At 34.4% G+C, this 18,395-nt stretch carries 18 protein-coding genes; 1 reads left to right on the forward strand and 17 read right to left on the reverse strand.

The genetic code is table 11. The features are described 5' to 3' along the window. Positions 1-222: 222 nt before the first annotated feature. From G6O73_RS03995 to G6O73_RS04060, 15 genes are all read right to left on the reverse strand, one after another. Positions 223-1,131 carry a hypothetical protein gene (locus G6O73_RS03995; protein ID WP_245002967.1) on the reverse strand — a complete coding sequence of 303 codons (909 nt, stop codon included), beginning with the start codon at positions 1,129-1,131 and terminating at the stop codon, positions 223-225. A gap of 123 nt (positions 1,132-1,254) precedes the next feature. Further along, entirely contained in the window at positions 1,255-1,392 is a 138-nt protein-coding gene (locus G6O73_RS12740; protein WP_235805075.1) for a hypothetical protein, read from the reverse strand. A gap of 141 nt (positions 1,393-1,533) precedes the next feature. Beyond that, a complete protein-coding gene (locus G6O73_RS04000) occupies positions 1,534-3,663 on the reverse strand; it encodes an ArnT family glycosyltransferase (RefSeq protein WP_057886019.1) in 2,130 nt (709 codons plus the stop codon). Between the two features lie 160 nt (positions 3,664-3,823). Further along, positions 3,824-4,294 carry a hypothetical protein gene (locus tag G6O73_RS04005; protein ID WP_057886020.1) on the reverse strand — a complete coding sequence of 157 codons (471 nt, stop codon included), beginning with the start codon at positions 4,292-4,294 and terminating at the stop codon, positions 3,824-3,826. Positions 4,295-4,690: 396 nt separating this feature from the next. Further along, entirely contained in the window at positions 4,691-5,320 is a 630-nt protein-coding gene (locus G6O73_RS04010; protein WP_057886021.1) for a GNAT family N-acetyltransferase, read from the reverse strand. Between the two features lie 138 nt (positions 5,321-5,458). Continuing rightward, positions 5,459-6,274 (reverse strand): undecaprenyl-diphosphate phosphatase, encoded by an 816-nt coding sequence (locus tag G6O73_RS04015; protein ID WP_057886022.1) that lies wholly within the window; start codon positions 6,272-6,274, stop codon positions 5,459-5,461. 118 nt (positions 6,275-6,392) lie between these two features. After that, positions 6,393-6,803 (reverse strand): hypothetical protein, encoded by a 411-nt coding sequence (locus G6O73_RS04020; protein ID WP_057886023.1) that lies wholly within the window; start codon positions 6,801-6,803, stop codon positions 6,393-6,395. After that, positions 6,787-7,020, reverse strand: coding sequence for a helix-turn-helix transcriptional regulator (locus tag G6O73_RS04025; protein ID WP_419504874.1), 234 nt, complete (start codon positions 7,018-7,020; stop codon positions 6,787-6,789). The genes G6O73_RS04020 and G6O73_RS04025 overlap by 17 nt, the downstream gene beginning before the upstream one ends. 101 nt (positions 7,021-7,121) lie before the next feature. Continuing rightward, positions 7,122-8,759, reverse strand: a complete 1,638-nt coding sequence (locus tag G6O73_RS04030; RefSeq protein ID WP_057886024.1) for an N-acetylmuramoyl-L-alanine amidase family protein — start codon at positions 8,757-8,759, stop codon at positions 7,122-7,124. Between the two features lie 289 nt (positions 8,760-9,048). Further along, positions 9,049-10,833 (reverse strand): ABC transporter ATP-binding protein, encoded by a 1,785-nt coding sequence (locus tag G6O73_RS04035; protein ID WP_057886025.1) that lies wholly within the window; start codon positions 10,831-10,833, stop codon positions 9,049-9,051. Between the two features lies 1 nt (position 10,834). Next, positions 10,835-12,559, reverse strand: a complete 1,725-nt coding sequence (locus G6O73_RS04040) for an ABC transporter ATP-binding protein (RefSeq protein WP_057886026.1) — start codon at positions 12,557-12,559, stop codon at positions 10,835-10,837. A gap of 34 nt (positions 12,560-12,593) precedes the next feature. Then, positions 12,594-13,301: a LiaF transmembrane domain-containing protein gene (locus tag G6O73_RS04045; RefSeq protein ID WP_057886027.1), complete on the reverse strand. Its 708-nt coding sequence runs from the start codon at positions 13,299-13,301 to the stop codon at positions 12,594-12,596. Positions 13,302-13,304: 3 nt separating this feature from the next. Then, positions 13,305-13,757, reverse strand: a complete 453-nt coding sequence (locus tag G6O73_RS04050) for a LytTR family DNA-binding domain-containing protein (RefSeq protein ID WP_057886028.1) — start codon at positions 13,755-13,757, stop codon at positions 13,305-13,307. Between the two features lie 245 nt (positions 13,758-14,002). Continuing rightward, positions 14,003-14,425, reverse strand: a complete 423-nt coding sequence (gene ndk, locus G6O73_RS04055) for a nucleoside-diphosphate kinase (RefSeq protein WP_057886029.1) — start codon at positions 14,423-14,425, stop codon at positions 14,003-14,005. Positions 14,426-14,649: 224 nt separating this feature from the next. After that, positions 14,650-16,392, reverse strand: coding sequence for an MFS transporter (locus G6O73_RS04060; RefSeq protein WP_057886030.1), 1,743 nt, complete (start codon positions 16,390-16,392; stop codon positions 14,650-14,652). Positions 16,393-16,578: 186 nt separating this feature from the next. On the opposite strand from G6O73_RS04060, the gene G6O73_RS04065 reads away from it, so the two are divergent. Then, positions 16,579-17,136 (forward strand): TetR/AcrR family transcriptional regulator, encoded by a 558-nt coding sequence (locus G6O73_RS04065; protein ID WP_057886031.1) that lies wholly within the window; start codon positions 16,579-16,581, stop codon positions 17,134-17,136. Here G6O73_RS04065 and G6O73_RS04070 read toward each other — a convergent pair. Both G6O73_RS04070 and G6O73_RS04075 read right to left on the reverse strand, forming a co-directional pair. After that, the gene (locus G6O73_RS04070; RefSeq protein WP_057886032.1) at positions 17,133-17,582 is read right to left on the reverse strand and encodes a GNAT family N-acetyltransferase; all 450 of its coding nucleotides are present in this window, start codon (positions 17,580-17,582) and stop codon (positions 17,133-17,135) included. The genes G6O73_RS04065 and G6O73_RS04070 overlap by 4 nt on opposite strands. A gap of 423 nt (positions 17,583-18,005) precedes the next feature. Continuing rightward, positions 18,006-18,242, reverse strand: a complete 237-nt coding sequence (locus tag G6O73_RS04075; RefSeq protein WP_057886033.1) for a hypothetical protein — start codon at positions 18,240-18,242, stop codon at positions 18,006-18,008. Positions 18,243-18,395: the final 153 nt, after the last annotated feature.

Raw genomic sequence — 18,395 nt, forward strand, 5'->3', positions numbered from 1 at the left:
AGGGTCAGCCCTTGAAATTATCAATTTTTTCGATAAGTAAGGCTAAGTTATTCAGATTAGTGTTAAATGCATGTTTTGCAATTGGTTTAAGTAGTTTTAACGGTAAAAAATACTGGCTTCTTGTAATGATCAATTTTTGCCCGTCTTGGAGAACAGAATAAATTTCAGGAACCTACTCAAGTAAATATTAAGGTATATTTTATAAAAACTACCATTCATTTTTTAATTAGTAACCGTAACTTTACCATTTTCAAAGTCAATTGCTTGACTACTGGTAATTTGGCCTGCCTCGCCATCAGTTAGATATTTGATGCTACTACTCATACCGACCAGAGGTGCACTGGCATCAACTGTGATTGTTGACGCCGCTTCGCCAGGATTTTTTTGATCCATCTGATTAAAAATAGTTATATCATCTTGAGGCAAATCATTGGCGGCAATCAAAGTACTAGTTTTGCTGTAACTGGTTACTTCACCTTGACCAATTCGAACTAATTTGTTTTGGTTAATAAACAAATAGAGGTAGCCTAAACTATCACCGCTAGCAACTGATTTCCTTGTTAATTGATAACCAGCATTAGATGCATTGGCTTTTTGTAAAGCATAAGTCTGATTTTGATTCAAGGAAATTAACGAATATGAATTTAAGTCTTGAATGGCCGAACGCTCAAAACTATTGTAACGATGTTGATATACATAGCCATTTTTAATCATTAACTTGCCAGTATCATTGGCACTTGTAGTTGTCGCAGCAGCAATCCAAGTACCGTTTAATTTACTTAAGGAAAGTTGACTGCCAGTCTTTTTGCCATTTGTCGCTGTAAATAACTGCCCCCGTCCAAGCGTAATAGTTTGGTCAGTATCAACATATTGGATATTAAGGGCATAAAGCTGATTTTTGTGAGCAACAAAACCTTGTGGGAGAGTCATACCGTTAATTTTTGTTTCTAAAAAGATTAAATCAGTTAACTTGGTAATTTTAAAATTGGCACCTAGTTTTTTTAGAACAGCATTAACTTGGGTAATACTCATAAAATGAATTTTACCTTGGGCACTCTTTGTATAATTTTTTTGCGTATCTCGCTGCCATTTTTTAAAGGAAACTTGTTTATAATTGACAGATCCTGACATAAATTTTCCTTTAGAGGTTGTCCAACTAGACAATTCATCAGTTTTAGAAATGACTGATTCGGTTAACTTATCAGCAACTCCCTGTTTCTTAGTTTGTTTAGAGCTAACTCCCTTAGTAAAGGTTCAAGTTTTTTCTGCTGGTTTTAATGCTTGTCGAGTTGTCATTTTAATAGTTGGGGTTGTCTTTTTCTTTGATTGCAAGCTGCAACCGGAAATAACTAAAATCAATAAAGCAATTGTAAAAATTTTTAATTTGTGCATGAAAGTGCCTCCAGTTAATTAGTCAGCTAATTATAGCATTTTCCAAAACAAAAAAATGAAGCATCAGCAAAATTAGTTAGTGTTTCTAATTTTATTGCTACTTCATTTTGATTTTTGAATTTTTCTACACAAAAGATAGTCTCAATTTAGTTGATAAAGTGCGTTTGATTGCTGGTTCGAAAAATTGCCATTCATTTTTCCAGCATGAGTTTGTGGTTTTCTTCGATTGCCATGAAATTTCATTGGATGATTTTTAGGTGGCTGAATTCTAGCTTTATGTTGGAACTTCTGTGCCCCAGCACGACGGCTGCTTTTTAGATTCAATGTCGAGTTGTTTGAATTATTACTGCTATACTTGCTTGAACTGATTTTTTTACCATGTTTCTTTACCCAACGAACGATTGAATTATTATTTGTATGATTTGATATATAGAAATATTTGATTTCTCCCAATTTGACTAGTCGCTTGAACTTCTTTAGCGATATTGCGTTATCAGTACCATTATATCCACCAATTGCCATCACTGCTTTTTTGGTTTTAATAATATAAGGTGCAGCAGTGTTAGAATCGGTTGTAGCAAAAAGATACTTGACTTTTGAGCCGTTGTGTTTGTTCAAACATTTGAGCAATTTGGTATTTACGGAACTATTGCCAATAGGATTTGAGTTCTGATTGTTTTTACTTAAAAGACTTGGACCAGAAGTCGGAATGGCTGCAGATTCCGCTGCAATAGTTGGTGTAAGCGACCAAAAAGCAGGAATGAATAACAATACAACAAGTCCAGTTAAAATTGAAACTTTGTTGTTCAAGCGATGGTAGATGATAAGGGCGCTAAGGGTGACTGAGACTACAACAACAACAATTCCAGCCAATATTGAATACTCCCAAACGAAAAATGCTTGTAATAAACCATTTGTGGTAATTCCGGCTGCCATAAGACCTTTGATCCAATAACCTTTTCTGCCAATATCTGAAGTATCTAAGGATTCGATAAATGAAGAGATTCCGACAGCTGCTAAAACAGCAATTGGAGGAGCCAACATGATCGTATAATAAGGATGGAAAAAACTAGCAATGCTGAAAAATCCAGCAACCGGGATAAGCCATCCAGCCCAAAAAATTAATTGTTCTTGACGTCGGTTTAATTGCCACCACTTTTTTTGTCGTTCATAAGCTGCCAAATAAGCAAGGATTAGGCCAAAGATTGCTAGTGGCAGATACCAACTTATTTGCTGACCGAGTGCTGCTTGAAAAAGACGGGTAATTCCAGCTGTGCCAACATTAAAGATTCCATTTCCACCGCCATTATTATGTTTAGCACTACCATTAAATTTACCCTTAGTGGAAATATTTCGACCTCTTTTTTGCAAGTTCTTTCTGCCTTGCGGAGCAGTGGCTTTACTATGATTCCCACCCTTTTTTGAATTTCCCATCCCAGTAAATGTTCCACCAGTCCCAGTTGTTTGACCTAATAATCTCTGCGTACCATTATAACCAAAGGCTAAGTTCAAGACTGAATTATCACTTGAAGAACCAATGTAAGGACGATTATTTTTATTAACTGAATCAACGGCCAGTGGCCAAGCTAAGGTGAAAACGATTAAAAATACGGTTGCTAATAAACTGCCACGTAAAGTTCTTTTCCAATTATCTTTACTGGCTAGCCAATAAAAAATGTACATTGCTGGTAGAATCATAAAAGCTTGTAACATTTTAATGTTAAAACCGATTCCGATAAGTGCAAAAGCTAAAGATACTAGCCAGAGACTATGCTTTTTAACGGCTTTTTGCAAGACAAAGCTTGCCAATAATAAAAAGAAAACTAGAGTAGCATCCATGTTATTTGTTCGGGCATCTGCAACAACAATTGGGGTTAAAGTCATTAGAAATGCTGCTAAACGAGCAGCCATAGCCCCGAAATAAGGCTTCACCATTTTATAAATTAAAAAGATAGATCCCAGGCTGAATAAGACGGAAGAAATTACGATGCTCCATCCGTGGAGTCCAAATATTTTGACAAAAATCACCATGAACCAAAGTGATACAGGTGGTTTGTCTACCGTGATAAAGCCTGCTGGATCAAAGCTTCCGTACCAAAAATTCTTCCAGCTTTCTGACATACTAATAATTGCCGATGTATAAAATGAATTAGCACTTCCAGCTTTCCAGATATTCCAACCATATAATAAGGAAGCTAGTATTAGAATAGCAACTAACCACAAATCAACATTACTAGCCTGCCGGAGGATGTTTGCTTTTTTAGTTTTCACAATCACTTCACTCCTCTCGACAGCTAAATATACCGAAAGTGTTTGAAGTTTCTGTGATAAAGATTATAAGTTTTTTTATAGTTGATTTAATGAAATTATATTAATGCATTTAGCACTAGTAGTTTGAAGTTAATGGCTTAATCTATAATTAGATTTAAAATCAAAGCCATGATTGCTTAATTTTGAAGAAACTGCCACGAATTGAACCGGCTAACTTTGATCGCTGATGTGCAAATTTGAATTTCCCCTGTAGTTCAACAGGAACTTCGATGCCTTCAGCCAGTTTGATGCCCACCGCCCGTTTGGGTTTTTCGCCCTTTTTTTCATACAACACATTAATGATCATCCCATTTTGATAGATAAATTCGGGCCAATAGAGATTTTGATCTTCGTAAATTGCAACCTCTAAAATTGGTGATGCAAATTCTAATTGTCGTTCTGCTTTCATTAATTCTTTTAACCAAGCAACTTCTTTTTGTTGATCTAAAGCTGGGTAAACAACATATTCGAAGTGATACTTATTCCAAAAATAACGTGCTTCATTGGCTCGTAGGCCAGCTAATGAACTTGCTGCTGGAGATTTTTCTAATCCAATGGTCTCAATTTCTTTAAAATTTACTTTATATGCCATTTTATTTCCTCGTCAATTTAATTTTTGAAAAGCTAAAGTAGCTTATGGTGCTAATTAATATTAGCAAATAAACCAAATTAATTACCAGCATAATGACTGCCAAGTATTGATTATATTCAAAAAAATACCAACAAATTAACCAAGACAAACTTTCAATCCAACAAAAAATCAATTTTTTGATGAGCGTCACCTGATTAGCAGCATTAAAAAAATTTTAAAGTGCTTTCAAAAATCCATATTACACCAAATTGTTTATTCATATTCATACACCGCACAAATTGCCGACAATTTAACTGATAACCAGATGAACCATTGCTCGTAAAGCTTTGTGCAATATTATAATCTAATAAATAAAAATGAAAGGCTCTACCTACTAAAGGTAACCTTTCATTTTTACTAAAGATACATTACAAAGCTCCAATTTTCTAATTTTTGCTCTCTCCAAGTTAAAATCCGGTGATCGAATTCAATAAAATCATTTTTGTGATAGAACTTACTATTTTGTTCGGTATTTGTATTAAATGTTAAAATTTTTCCGCGGTTCTTTTTCACAAATGGCAAAACACAACTTTGCAACATATCGCTGCCTAGGTGTTTGCCCTGCACTTTAGGGTTGACAACCAAGTTTGCTAGATACCAATCAGGTTCAACTATTTTAACTCGTGCTGCCTCTGTTTGCTCAATTAAATCGAGAAAAGCTTTAACTAGCCGTAAATTTGCATATTTGAAAACAGACAACCCACCATTTATTAAATATTCTAAAATCCCGGCAGGTTTAGTTGATGGTGTTTGCAGCATTGCGACTGAGATAATTTGTTGTTCTTCTACACCGACTAGGCAAAATTTACGTTTAATAAATGTCTTAGCGTAAATGCGCTCTAATGAAGCTAAAAACTTGATATATTGGTTTTTTGATTTAAACTCTGAGCTTAAGATATGAAATAAAGGATAATCTTGATAGGCTTGGGTACAAATTTTAGTAATTTGTGGTAATTCCCTTAGATTTGCTTTACGATATAAAACCATGTTATTCTCCCTCTATATTAATTGGATTATGTAATTATTATAGAGATGAACTTAATAATTGAAAAACGCAATTAGCCACCAAATGTCTTTTAATAGACACTTGACAGCTAATTGTCTTATTATTTTATTTTGAAAATTCTATAACATTTTTGAAAGCAAAACGCCTGCTCCCATCACAATACAATAAATTGAAAATGGCCCCATCGTATTAATTTCTTTGCGGTTAAACCAGTGCATTAAGAAATACACACTTAAAAAGGCAAAGAAGCCAGCCACCACTCCGCCGGTTAAAGATAAACCTAATAATCCAGCTGGGTGATGAGCAACTAATTTTGGAACTTCCAAAACAGCGGCGCCAGCAATTACTGGAGTCGACAACAACATCGAAAATTTAGCAGATTCTTCATTTGATAAACCCATCCAAAACCCGGCTGTCATACTTGAACCAGAACGTGAAAAGCCTGGAATTAGGGCAAATGATTGAAAAACTCCAACAATAATTGCTTGCCACCAATTTAAGTCTTCCATTTTTTTGGTACCCTTTTTGCGTAATCGTTCACCCAAAAACAACAAAATACCATTTAAAATTAAAAAGCTTGCCGCTAATACGACATTACTAAAAGCATTTGTAATATTTTTTTCAAAAATCCCACCTAGAATAACTGCTGGGATTGTTCCCAGGATAATTAATTTTAATGCTTGTTTAGAATCTTTTGCATTAAAAACGGAACGAAAAATCTGGGCCCAATCTTTTCTAAAGTAAATTAAGAGTGCAATTGTTGTTCCAATATGCATCATTACCACAAACTCTAAGAAATTATGTTTTAAAAAACTCGGATTAAGATTCCACCCAAATAAGTATGGCACAATTACAGAATGAGCAACACTGCTAATTGGAAAAAGTTCTGAAATACCTTGGACTATTGCCAAAATGATTGTTTGCAAAAAATTCATTTAAATACCCTCCTCGACTGAAGTTAATTGTAACTTGTCCGAGGAGGGATTTAGATTCCTGTTAGAAATTCTTAAGTTATTTTGCTAGACCTTTAGTAATTTAAGAAAATATGAGGATTTACAAGCGAAAATGGTTGTGGTATATGTAAATCGCAATTATTATCAAACTCAAGCTACTTCCACAAATTAATGATAAGAGAAAATTTAAAGGTCTAATAATAGCCAAAAAGAAAGAAGATGAAACTAATATTACTAAAAACAAAATTAGCGCTACTTTAACCCATGAGGCTTTAGGTTTATCTTCCATTGGAGCTGTGACATTTTGTGAAATGATACTGAAAGTAATAATTCCGATCATAAAAGCGAACCAGAGTGGATTTGAGAAAGACAAGATTTCCGAAAAATTGTTAGGATTTTTAATTACTTTATAAGCTAATAGGATTAGAATTGTCAGATTTTCGATTACAAATGCGATTTTGAAATTTTCAAATTGAAGTATCTTCAGTCGCTCGTCAGTTATTTTTTTCATGCTTAAACTCCTCTTGGCTTATCCAAAAAACTTGATCTAATGTTTGATTGAGACAATAACAAATTCTTAAACAAAGGGCTATTGAAGGATTATATTCTCCTTTTTCGATTAAACTCATAGTTTGCCGAGTAACTTTAGCTGCCGTGGCTAACTCTTTTTGAGTTAGATCTTTAGTAATCCGTAAAGCTTTCACTTTATTAGTTAACAGTTCAGTCACCTCTTTAGGTAAAATATATATTACATAGGAATTGATGTCAATATAAAAGACAACTTTTTTAACAATAAGTTAGAAAAAGTTGCCTTTTAAAAATTGCTATATTAAATTTTCGGAATAGTTTGAATAGCGCTGTCTTCAACAAAATTAGCTGAAGATTTTCGATAAATCATTTGTCCAGTTTCATCATAAAAAACAACTTGATTTCTAGCTGTTAGGTAATGTAATCCTGTTTTCATTTTTCCACTTTTTCGATCAAATAAATACTCTTGTTGATTAATCATTTTCGGGCCAAAAACTTGTTTACCAGTCTCGTCAAAGAAATAGGTAGCTTTTTCTAACTTGAATTCGGCAAAACCAGTCACCATGAATCCAGTCTGTTGACTGAAAAAGTAACGATTGCCGTCAATTCTTTGCCAGCCAGTTTGTAATTGCCCGTGATTATTAGCGTAAATAGTAGCTGTTCCAAGCTTTTGCCAACCACCCTGGCAGGCCCCAGTATGTAAATCAAAGAAGTAACGTTGCTGATTAATTGATTGAATTCCGGTTTGCAATTCGCCTGTAACGGGATCGAAGTAATAAATAGTGGAATCAATTTTTTGCCAGCCTTTTAATGAAACACCATTTGTACCATAATAGCGAGTCTTTTGATTGATTTTTTGCCAACCATTAACAGATAAATTGTTTTCTAGATTAAATAATTTTTGTTGTTCATCAAATCCGAGTAATTTAACGTTTTTTTGATTAGTTACCCTAACCATAATTTCACTTAGTTCAATTCTTTGTTGTTGAGCTTGAAGTTTAGTAAACCTTTGGTAGTTATTCATAAAATTTTCAGAACTGTATTGGTTTATTCTAGTTGAGATTGGACTTTCCAGAGGGTCATTATCTTTTAAAATATTGCTAAATGTTGCTCGCCAAAAATTGGTTTGGCCGACCCGTTGTAACTGTTTTTGGATTAATTGATGAACCCAAGCAATTTCAGCGTCCAGTTCTTGCTGGCTGTTTTTGGTGCTAAAAGGTTTAGTCCGTTTAATAACACCTTTTTCACGTAATTGATTCAAGTAATTTGCTTGTGCTGAGCGCAGTTTATCAGTCCAATTTATTTTATTAAGAGGGGTTTTTATTGGCTCTATTAATTCAGAAAAATTGACGGTACTAACAATTGAAGAATTATTGAAAGGTTTAGTCGAACTGTTTGAATTAGTTAACACCTTTGTTGACTCTTTTTGCTGCTTCTCTGCAACTGTTGGAGTTCTTTGAACTGCTTGGGTTGAAGACGAGTTAATACTGCTAGTTGTTTCAGCCATTGATTTTGCTGCTGATTCAGTCTGAGTTGGTGGCGTTTTACTGGTCGGCTGATCTATGTTATTGCTGGAACTGCCGGTTGAATTTGAAAATGAGCTAGTAGTTGCACTATTACTCGAAATTGAATTATTTTGTTCGCTTTGACTGGTGGATGTAGTCTCATCTGCTTCTTTCGAACTAGTACTAGTATTTTGGCTGCTAGCACTTGAACTGTTTTCTGACGCAGAGGAAGAACTTTGCTGCTTCGATTCAGTTAGGTTGGAATTTGATACTGAACTCCGGAATAACTGATCAACATTTGATGTTGAGGTTACATCATTTTTTTGAATTTGAGCTGATTGACTTGTTTTAGCAGCAAAAATTCTTGGTACCCGTGTTTGACCATCAGCAAAGCAAACTAAAGCAACAGTTAATAAAATTCCGCTGAAATTCAATTTAGTTTTCCTTTTGATAGCACTTCACCTCATTTGTAATTAATAACTTACTCTCTTTATTAATAATCTTATAACAGTTTTCAACTGTTTTAGATAACAAAACATTAAAAATATATCTCAAAATGTCTTAAATGTAACAAAAAAGCACTAATTAAGCTTAATGTTACATATTAGCAACAATAAATCAAAATTAATGCTTATTATAAACTTTTTCGGTCTAAAACGAGGCCTTAAGGAACTCTTATGGTCTTTTCGTGTCTGATTTCTGTTTTCTTCGGGCAGTTGTAAGCTAAGCTTCAAAAACCATCTGATTAGTATACAAATCGTAGTAAAAACCTTTTTCAGTTAGTAATTGCTGATGGTTTCCCTGCTCAATAATCTGACCATCTTTTAAAACGACTATTTCATCGGCATCAACAATGGTTTTCAAGCGATGAGCAATTACAAAACTGGTTCGGCCAGCGATTACATTATCCATGGCCTGTTTAATTTTCTCTTCAGTTACCATATCCACGTTAGAGGTTGCCTCATCAAGAATTAAAAAGGCTGGATCTGTCAGTAGTGTCCGCGCAATACTGACAAGTTGCTTTTGACCAACAGATAAAATCGAATTTTCTTCATCAACCCTTGTCTGATACTTATCCGGTAAACTTTGGATGTAATCGTGGATATGTGCTTGCTTGGCTGCCTGAATCATTTGGCTGTCGGTTGCTTCTGGAAAACCAAATTTTATATTCTCAGCAATTGTTCCAGAAAAGAGTGTTGAATCTTGTAACACGATCCCGACATTTTGACGCAGAGAATGTAATTCAAAATCTCGCACATCAGTATTGTCAAAAAGTACTTTTCCACCTGTAACATCATAGAAACGATTCAATAAATTCATGACAGTTGTTTTTCCAGATCCGGTTGGACCGACCAAGGCAATCATTTTGCCCTTAGCAACTTCCAAGGTAATTCCGTGTAAAATTTCTTTTTGTGGGTCATAACCAAAATGAACATCTTGCAGTTTGACACCAGTTGTTAGTTCTTGCAGTTGCTTGCCAGTAGTATTAACTTGTTCTTCTGGTTGCTTGAGAACATGCATCAATCGTTTAGCACCTGTAAATGCCAGTTGGAGCATTGAATACATAGAAGTGATTTGGGTAATTGGTTCAAAGTACTGTTGTGAATATTGGACAAAGGTTACTATGAGTCCCAAACCAACAGCCTTACCGACTTCTCCATTCACTACCATCCACGAACCGTAGGCAATCACAATTGCTAAGTTCAAAAGTGAAAATCCTTGCATTAGCGGGAAAAGTATTCCTGAGTAAAACTGACCTTTAAAAGTTGCTCGTTGAACATTCTCATTTAAACGATCAAATTCACGAGTCGACTGTTCCTGTAATCCATTGGTAATGATAATCTTTTCACCATTAATCTGTTCATTAATATAACCATTTAATTTGCTAATTTCATCTTGTTGTCGCTCAATATACTGTCTAGCTTTGCGAATGATAAAATAACCGATAAGTACTACAAATGGTGTCGAAATAACTGTTGCTAAGGCTAGTTTGATGTTCAAAGAAAACATCATCCATACAACACCTACGTATAGAATTACTTGCGAAATTAATTGAAAAATTGCCTGATTCATCGCATTAAAAATATTATCCAAATCTGACGTAAACAACGATAAAATTTTTCCATCCTGATGCTGGTCAAAATATTTAATAGTCATGCGCTGTAATTTTCCAAAGAGTCCCCGTTGCATTTGATTAGTTGATAAGGCATTAACCCTTGAAGTTAGCCAACTCGATAATAACATTGTAAAGCTTGTCAATAGATAAAAAATTAAAATTAACCATAATGAATGGTGGAAATCATTAAGTGAAGCTTGTGGCCTTGTTAAAGGATTTAGGTAAGCAATTAAATATTTACTGAGGCTGGTCATCGCTTTTCCTAAGTATACAGGGGCTTTAATTTGAGCCCAAGTAGAAATAATTGTCAAGCCAACTATTAACAATAGTCCCTTCCAATATGGCTTTAAATAATGCTTAAAATAAGCTAAAGGTTCGCGCATATTTTGCATTTTAATGACCTCCTTCTTTTGAAAGCTGTGCTGAATAGATTTCTTGATAGATTACAGAGTCTTTTAATAGTTCTTGGTGTTTTCCAGCAGCAACTAATTTTCCTTGATCCATAACCAAAATTTGATCAGCATGAATTACTGATGAAATTTTTTCCGAAATCATAAAAACGGTCGTTGCTTGCATCTCAGTTGCTAATGCTTGTTGGACTAACTTTTCTGATTGAGCATCAAGGGCTGAAGTTGAATCATCTAAAATTAGAATTGGTGGTTTCCCGATAATTCCCCGCGCAATTGAAAGCCGTTGCTTTTGACCACCTGAAAAGTTTGCTGAGCGTTCTTCAACCCGATGTTTAACACCATCGGGATAATTTAACACAAATTCAGCAGCTTGCGACACTTCCAGTGCCCAGTGCATCTCCGTTTTGGTCGCATCATGTTTTCCCTGTTTTAAATTATCTTCAATTGTGCCAGAAAATAAGATTGCTTTTTGCAAAACAAAACTAACAGTATTTCGTAAAGTCTGTGCAGATATTTTTCGCAAATTTTTCCCAGCAATTTGGACAACCCCTGAACTTGGATCGTAGAGACGAGCAATCATTTGTGCTAATGTCGTCTTGCCAGAACCGGTTGATCCGACGATCCCGACAAAACTACCCGCTGGTGCTTTAAATGAAATGTTTTCCAAGGTAGGTTCTTCGGCATTTGGATAAGTAAAGTTGACGTTTTTAAATTCAACATCACCAACTAATCGTTCAGCTTTGTCAGGTGCTGCTGGATATTGCAGCTCAGGCTGAGATGTTAGCACTTCTTTGATTCGCTTCAATGAAATCATCCCGCGAGATGACATCGTCATGGTCATGGCTCCGATAATAATGGCAAACATTAATTGCATTAAGTAAGAGATAAAGGACGCAATCGCTGCCAAATCATTGGGATGCTGGGTAATACTAGTACCAATTAAATAAACTGCTAGTAAAATCATAATGTTCGAAATTAACATAAAAGCCGGAATCATTAATGCAAATAGATAACCAATCGTCAAATTAAGATCTCGCAATTTATTAGCAGTTCCAGTAAATTTCAGCGTTTCATTTTGTTCTTGATTAAAGGATTTAACCACGCGAATTCCTTGCATCGATTCTTTAGCAACATTGTTCATTCGATCCAGCCAAGTTTGAAACCGGCCGAATAAACTGCCCATTCGCGAGAAAACGAGCGCTGATAAACTAACAATCAAAACTATCATTAAAATTTCGATCCACCACAAACGTGGGATAGTCATAATGCCTAAAATAAATGCTCCAAAAAATAAAATTGGAATTCGCAAAATTTGCGTTAAGAGCATCATGACTAAGTTTAAAACTTGATTCAAATCATTGATTAACCTAACAACTAAACTGCCGGTTGAAAATCTTTCAATATTTCCAAAAGAAAAATTTTGAATTTTTCGGTAAAGATCACCCCGCAAATCAGCTGTAACCGACTGGGCTGTTTTAGCAGCAAAAAAAGTACCCGTAATACCAGCTACAATTCCGATGACTGCTAAGACAATTAGTTGGATGCCGTAAATAAAAACTTTGTGGCGATTATCTGCAATAATTGCTTTCATAATAACTTGTAATAATTTTGGCTGCCACAAAGTATTCGCTGCTAAAATTATTACTGAGATGACTGCTCCTAAAATAGCGAACAGATTTTTTTTGAAATAAGGTTTTAATAGTTCCATGGCTAGCTACACTCCTGAATTTGATAAAATTAGACTAAATATATATTATTTTTATTTCAGACAGAGTCAAATTGCCTTTTATTGTTAAATGATGGGTGATTAACTTATTGGCAGGCTTATTTTCTTCTTTAACTTCGCTCAACATATTATCGTTATCAATTAATATGTCCCAGCTTTCTGGGAGATATAGTTTCAGTTCGCTGAGGGTACCATTGATAACAATTGTTGCTGGTTGATTTAGCATTTTTGTTTGATCAAAATATAATTTGAATGAAGCAAGAACTAAGTTAATTCTTACCTGCTGTAAATTTTCGGATTTGATATACCGAATTCCGCTTGCTAGACGTTGATTAATAATGACCGTTTCATCAGAATTGACCGTTTGATTAGAAAGACTGGCTTTTCCAAACCAACTGGACCAGATAAAAGGCTGTTTAAAAAAAGAATGAAAAATCATTGATAAACCAATGTTAATTAGTAAAGCGGTTGCTAAGATTGTCCAAGTACCTAATTTTTGAATTCCTAATTGGGAAGCGTAGAGGATACACAGAAAAGCAATTGAAAAGATACTTTCGGTTAATCGCCGATGAATTAATCCACGTATTAAAGTATATCCTAAAAAAATAGTGAAAATGACTGTCCAGATTCTAAAATGAAATGATACTATACTTAGTTTACTTAAAACAAGTAATACGGCCAAGCCTAATAAAGCAATGCCGGAGATGAACTTTTCTGTTCGCATAAATTACAACTCCTTCTGATCAAGTTTTTCTTTTAATTTTTTGAAATATTTTCGTGAAACATACACTTGCTTATATGTATTTTGAAATTCTACAAGGTTATTTGTTAGCGAATGTGTTAAACCATAGATTTGATCAAGATTAAGAATCGTTGATTTAGAAACGCGCATAAAGTTACTAGGGAGCAGTTTTTCAAGTTCATATAATTTGAAATGAGTTTCATAAACGTCCGAGCGGGTATGCGCTTGAATAAAACGGCCGTTTGTTTCAAAAAAAAGTAATTGTTGATAATTTATGTAGTAAATCGTTTCTTTTTGGAAAAGTTTGATTTTCATTTTTTGGCTTTTCTCAGCAATAACCTTATATAAATAGTTAATTTCCTGTTCATCAATTTTCGGAGTTCGAACAATTAGTTCAGTTTCGCTGAGTTGAGGATCGATTTCAACTTTAACTTTCATCTTATATCCCTCTCCTCTCATTGATTTTAAGTTAAACATAATATTGTTACTCTGAAAATAGTTTGAGCGTAAGTGGTTATGTTTTTTAGGTAAGTGGTCAATTTATTGTCTTGAAAATAAAAAAACCAGAGCATAGTTGAACTGCTTTAAAATTATTAATAATAGTTAATAATTTTAGATCACTTCAAAATACTATGCCCTAGCTGGGACGTTTTATCTAACCAATATTCAGCCCAAAATGCTGGTTAAAGTTCCGGAAACCAAATTTTAATTTCCTTTTCTGCTGCCGCTACGCTATCTGAACTATGAACGACGTTACGTAAGTTGCCATCAGTTGATTCATGACCAAAATCGCCGCGAATTGTTCCGGGAGCTGCTTCAGTCGGGTTAGTTTTTCCCGCCATTTTATGGAAAGCCTGAATGATATTAACTCCAGTTGCAATCATTGCAACTAACGGACCTTCTTTCATATATGACTCGATATCGCCGAAATACGGTTGATCGATTTTTTCGGAATAATGAGCTTTTAGCTTTTCATCAGTTGCCTCAGTTACTTTTAAAGCTGCAATTTGATAACCTTTGCGTTCTATTCTAGCAATGATTTCACCAATGTGACCAGCTACAACTCCATCAGGTTTAATCAGGATTAGGGTTCTCTCTTCTGTCATTTTCATTCCTCCAAACTAGATCGCGGTACAAGTTGATTTTCCAGCTTTATAGTAAAAAAAGCAAGGATTAATTTGATTAATTTAATATTTTTTAATTAAATACTTGTAAATTAATTAAATGAAACAGCGATTAATCTCAAGCTAATATTTAAATCGGATACCGGCATTCATTTTGATCAGTTTGAGTAAATATGATTATGCTTAATTACCTGCTATAGCAAAGTTTATCTTTTTGGCTGATAGTTAAATTTGAACAAAGGAATAATCAGCAGAGATGATAAAGCTATCCAAAACATTACCGCGTATACATTAAGAAAAGCAGTTGATAATTGATTCTTTAACTCAACTTTTGTCCTTCTTACCAGTTTGCCCAATTTTTTTTGAAATTTTTCTTCTTTCTGAATGATTGTCATTTTTACATTTCTCACAACTTGGACTTTTAATTGATTTTTTAGTTTTGGAGGTAGCTTATTAATTGCTAGCTGGTCTCTTACACTCAATATTTGTAATTGCCGGTAATAAATTTGATTGATCAGGCGTTGTTCTTTATTTTGATTAATTGCTATCTTGGAAAATTTGAACTTTTGTTTGAATTGAGTCTGATTATTCAAGAGCTTTTTTCTAATTGTGAATTTTAATTTTGCTTGTTGACTGGTTGAAAAGTTTAATGACTGTGTTTGTTGCACGGCATAAGTAGCTGTTTTTTGTTTTGCTGATTGAACATTAGAAGTTAGGATTGCTGTAAAAATCGCGATTGCCAGAACCATCCCAATTTGGCGTAAAACATTAGCAACACTCTGCGAAGTAGTTAATTTACTGCCGTGAAAATCGGCGACTGCCAAAATATTAGCGGTCGCAGCAACCAATCCATACCCCGTTCCTAAAACGATATCAGCAATTATTAATTGCCGATAATTAGCAGCCACGTTTAAATGAGCAAAAAGGTAGTAGCTAAGTGCAATTGTCAATAATCCGCAACTAATTAGTAACTGATTATTGATTTTCTTAACTGCCAAAGATGTCATAATTACTGAAATCATGACTGCCAATGAATAAGGTGTAATTAATAATGCAGCTTTAAGTTCGCTTTCACCCTGAATCTTAGTTAAGAACGTTGGAATTAAGACAGCCATCCCGCCTAGAAAATAATTACATAGGATTAGTGCGAGACCAGCCCCGTTGAAGTTCCGACTTTTAAAAAGCGACAAATCAATCATGGGATTCTTTTGGGACTTTTCCCAAACTAAAAAAACAATTAACAACAGCCCCGAACTGATTAATAGCGAAATAATAACAGATGACTGCCAACCCCATTTATTACCTTGAATCAGAGCTAATGACAGACAAAACAGTATTGTCATACTTAAGCCGGCACCTAGCCAATCAACAGATGTTTTACTGGTTGATTCATTTTTTAGCGGAAATACCCACAGAAACAAGACTAAATCTAACAATACTAAGGGTAAATTAATCAGAAAAACCCATCGCCAACCCCAAAATTGGGTTACAATTCCCCCGATAGTTGGACCTAAGGCAACGGCTAAACCTTGAATACCAGCTAAGGCAGCTACAACTTTGTTTCGATTAACCTGATTACTATTTTCAAGGCCAATTACCATACTGGTAGGAATAATTCCCGCAGCACCAATACTTTGAATTGCACGAGCTGCCAACATCCAGCTAAGATTTGGAGCTAATCCTGATAACAAAGAACCAATCCCAAAAATTATCAAACTTCCAAAAACAAATTTATTGCGACCAATCCGTTCTGCTAATCTGCCAAAGGGAATAATTAAAACAGCAAAGATAATTGTATAGATATTTAATGCCCACGACAAATTGCTAAGGCTCTCATTAAAAGCTGATTGTAATTGAGGTAAGATAATTGTCATGATTGAGGTATCCATCATGCACAGCAAATTTCCAAGCAATAAAACAGGTAAAAACTTATAATTTTGATGATTCATTTGTATCAACCTCCAGAAATTTCTTTGAAGGTTAGCATGCTAAGCCTTTTGGCACAGAAGCGTCATCGGTGCGCACGTGTGACATTCTTCTTGGAATTTATTATAATGGTTAAAGAACTATAAAACTAGTGGTTTTTGAAAGTGCTACACAGCAATGCTTATTGTGACAGCGGGAGGAATTTTAAAATGAATGGACAAGAACGTTTAGCTGAACAATCACGTGCTTGGTTAACAGAAGCACTTTTTGTGTTACTGCAACAAGAAAATTACAATGAAATTACGGTAAAAAAAATAGCTGAACAGGCTCAGCTATCACGAAGAACTTTTTATCGATCGTTTAAAAATAAGGATGAACTGCTTAATTATTATAGTGATCAATTGATTCAAAAATATCTTAATCAATTAAAAAATTTAAAAATTCAAAAAATGAATTTTGAACAAGTTTTAACTGTTTTCTTTGAGTTTTGGTGGTCAGAACGCGAAAAAGTTCGGGCTTTGATTAAACAGAACTTATTTATTTTACTTCTAGCCAAAATAACACCGCAAGCAAGTAAACTCTATCAAGAATTTAAAGCTCCTTGGCATATTGATGGCAGCTTAAATGAAATTGAATATATCATGAACTTTTCTGTCGGCGGTTTTTGGAATGTTTTAAATACTTGGCTTGCCAAACCAAACCCTGAGCAACCGCAAGTTATGGTTGAAACTCTGTTAAAAAGCTTAAAGAAACTTAGCCAAAATTAAAATTCTAATCTACGTTGCATTACAATGTCTGTCATGCTAAAACCGGCCTTTTGATAGACATGTAATGCTCTTTGGTTACCGCCAAAGACGTGTAGTTCAATTTTGCTAAAACCTTGTTGTTGCGCAAACTTACAGCCTAAGTCAAGTGCCTTCGTCCCTAGCCCTTGATTTTGAAATCCTGGCAGGATTTCAAAATCATAGATAAACGCTGTCTTTGAACTATTAGCTGATTTTGCCAACCAAAAATTCCCGACAATTTTATTTTCTACAACTATTTTGAATAAATAGTTTACTGGCGTGGCACATCCTTGCGGCAACAAAATGTTAAATTCATTTTCGGCAAGTTTCTTTGCTATTGTTTGTGTCCATGTTCCAACGCGAATCTTTTCTAGTGCAAATTGTTCAATAGCAGCTTGACGATATTGGCTAAATTCAGCTGGTAGCATTTTTCTAAATCTGATTATCCTCAACTTCTTTCTTAATTAATCAGCCGATTAGTTTGACAACCTTAATTAGTAATACTTTGCAAACACTGTCTGACTGCCAAATTTAAGCCGCTTATTAATTAGCTTAATCCAGACAAGTCATTAGCATACAAAATACCTGCAACGAAAAAATTTTGCTCTAATAATAAGCATCTTTCGCGGCCCAAAGTACTGCTGCAATTGTTTTGCTGAGTATGTACAACAGTTGGGTATCAAAGTAATATTTTGCTGTTAACTTATTATTTCTTTCAGCTAAACAAAGATCAAGCAAATTCACTTGACTCTATCATGTTTTTTGAATAACTGTAAGCAAAATAAAAATCATGAACTAATCATGATTTATTTAAGTATTAATTTTTTGTTTTTCTATGCTATTTCTGATGACTAAAAGGCTAGTTGACTAGCGTTATCCAACCAATCATATTGAATGAACTGTTTAAGTTTTTTGTTAACAGGAATCCATAAGCCTGAACGTAAGAGATCAGCCATGATTTGACTAAATAGGCGGTCATTTTTAGGTTTATTAATCAGCAAAATTTCATTTGTTTCTGTTTCACAGATAATTTGACTTTTCTTCATACCGACAATCTTAGCTGAAACAATATTTAAATTAGTTTTCATTTTCAGATCTCCTTTAAAAACAGTTTTTTCTAACTGTCTTTATTTTAGAACTTAGCTATGAATAAGCTTTGAACAGTTAATGAAACTAAGTTTAGCTTTTGTCTAAGAAAACCGGTGATGTTAAACAAACTATCAGTAACTTTAGTTTTGCTT

Source organism: Liquorilactobacillus nagelii DSM 13675 (genome assembly GCF_019444005.1).
Classification (GTDB): Bacteria; Bacillota; Bacilli; order Lactobacillales; family Lactobacillaceae; genus Liquorilactobacillus; species Liquorilactobacillus nagelii.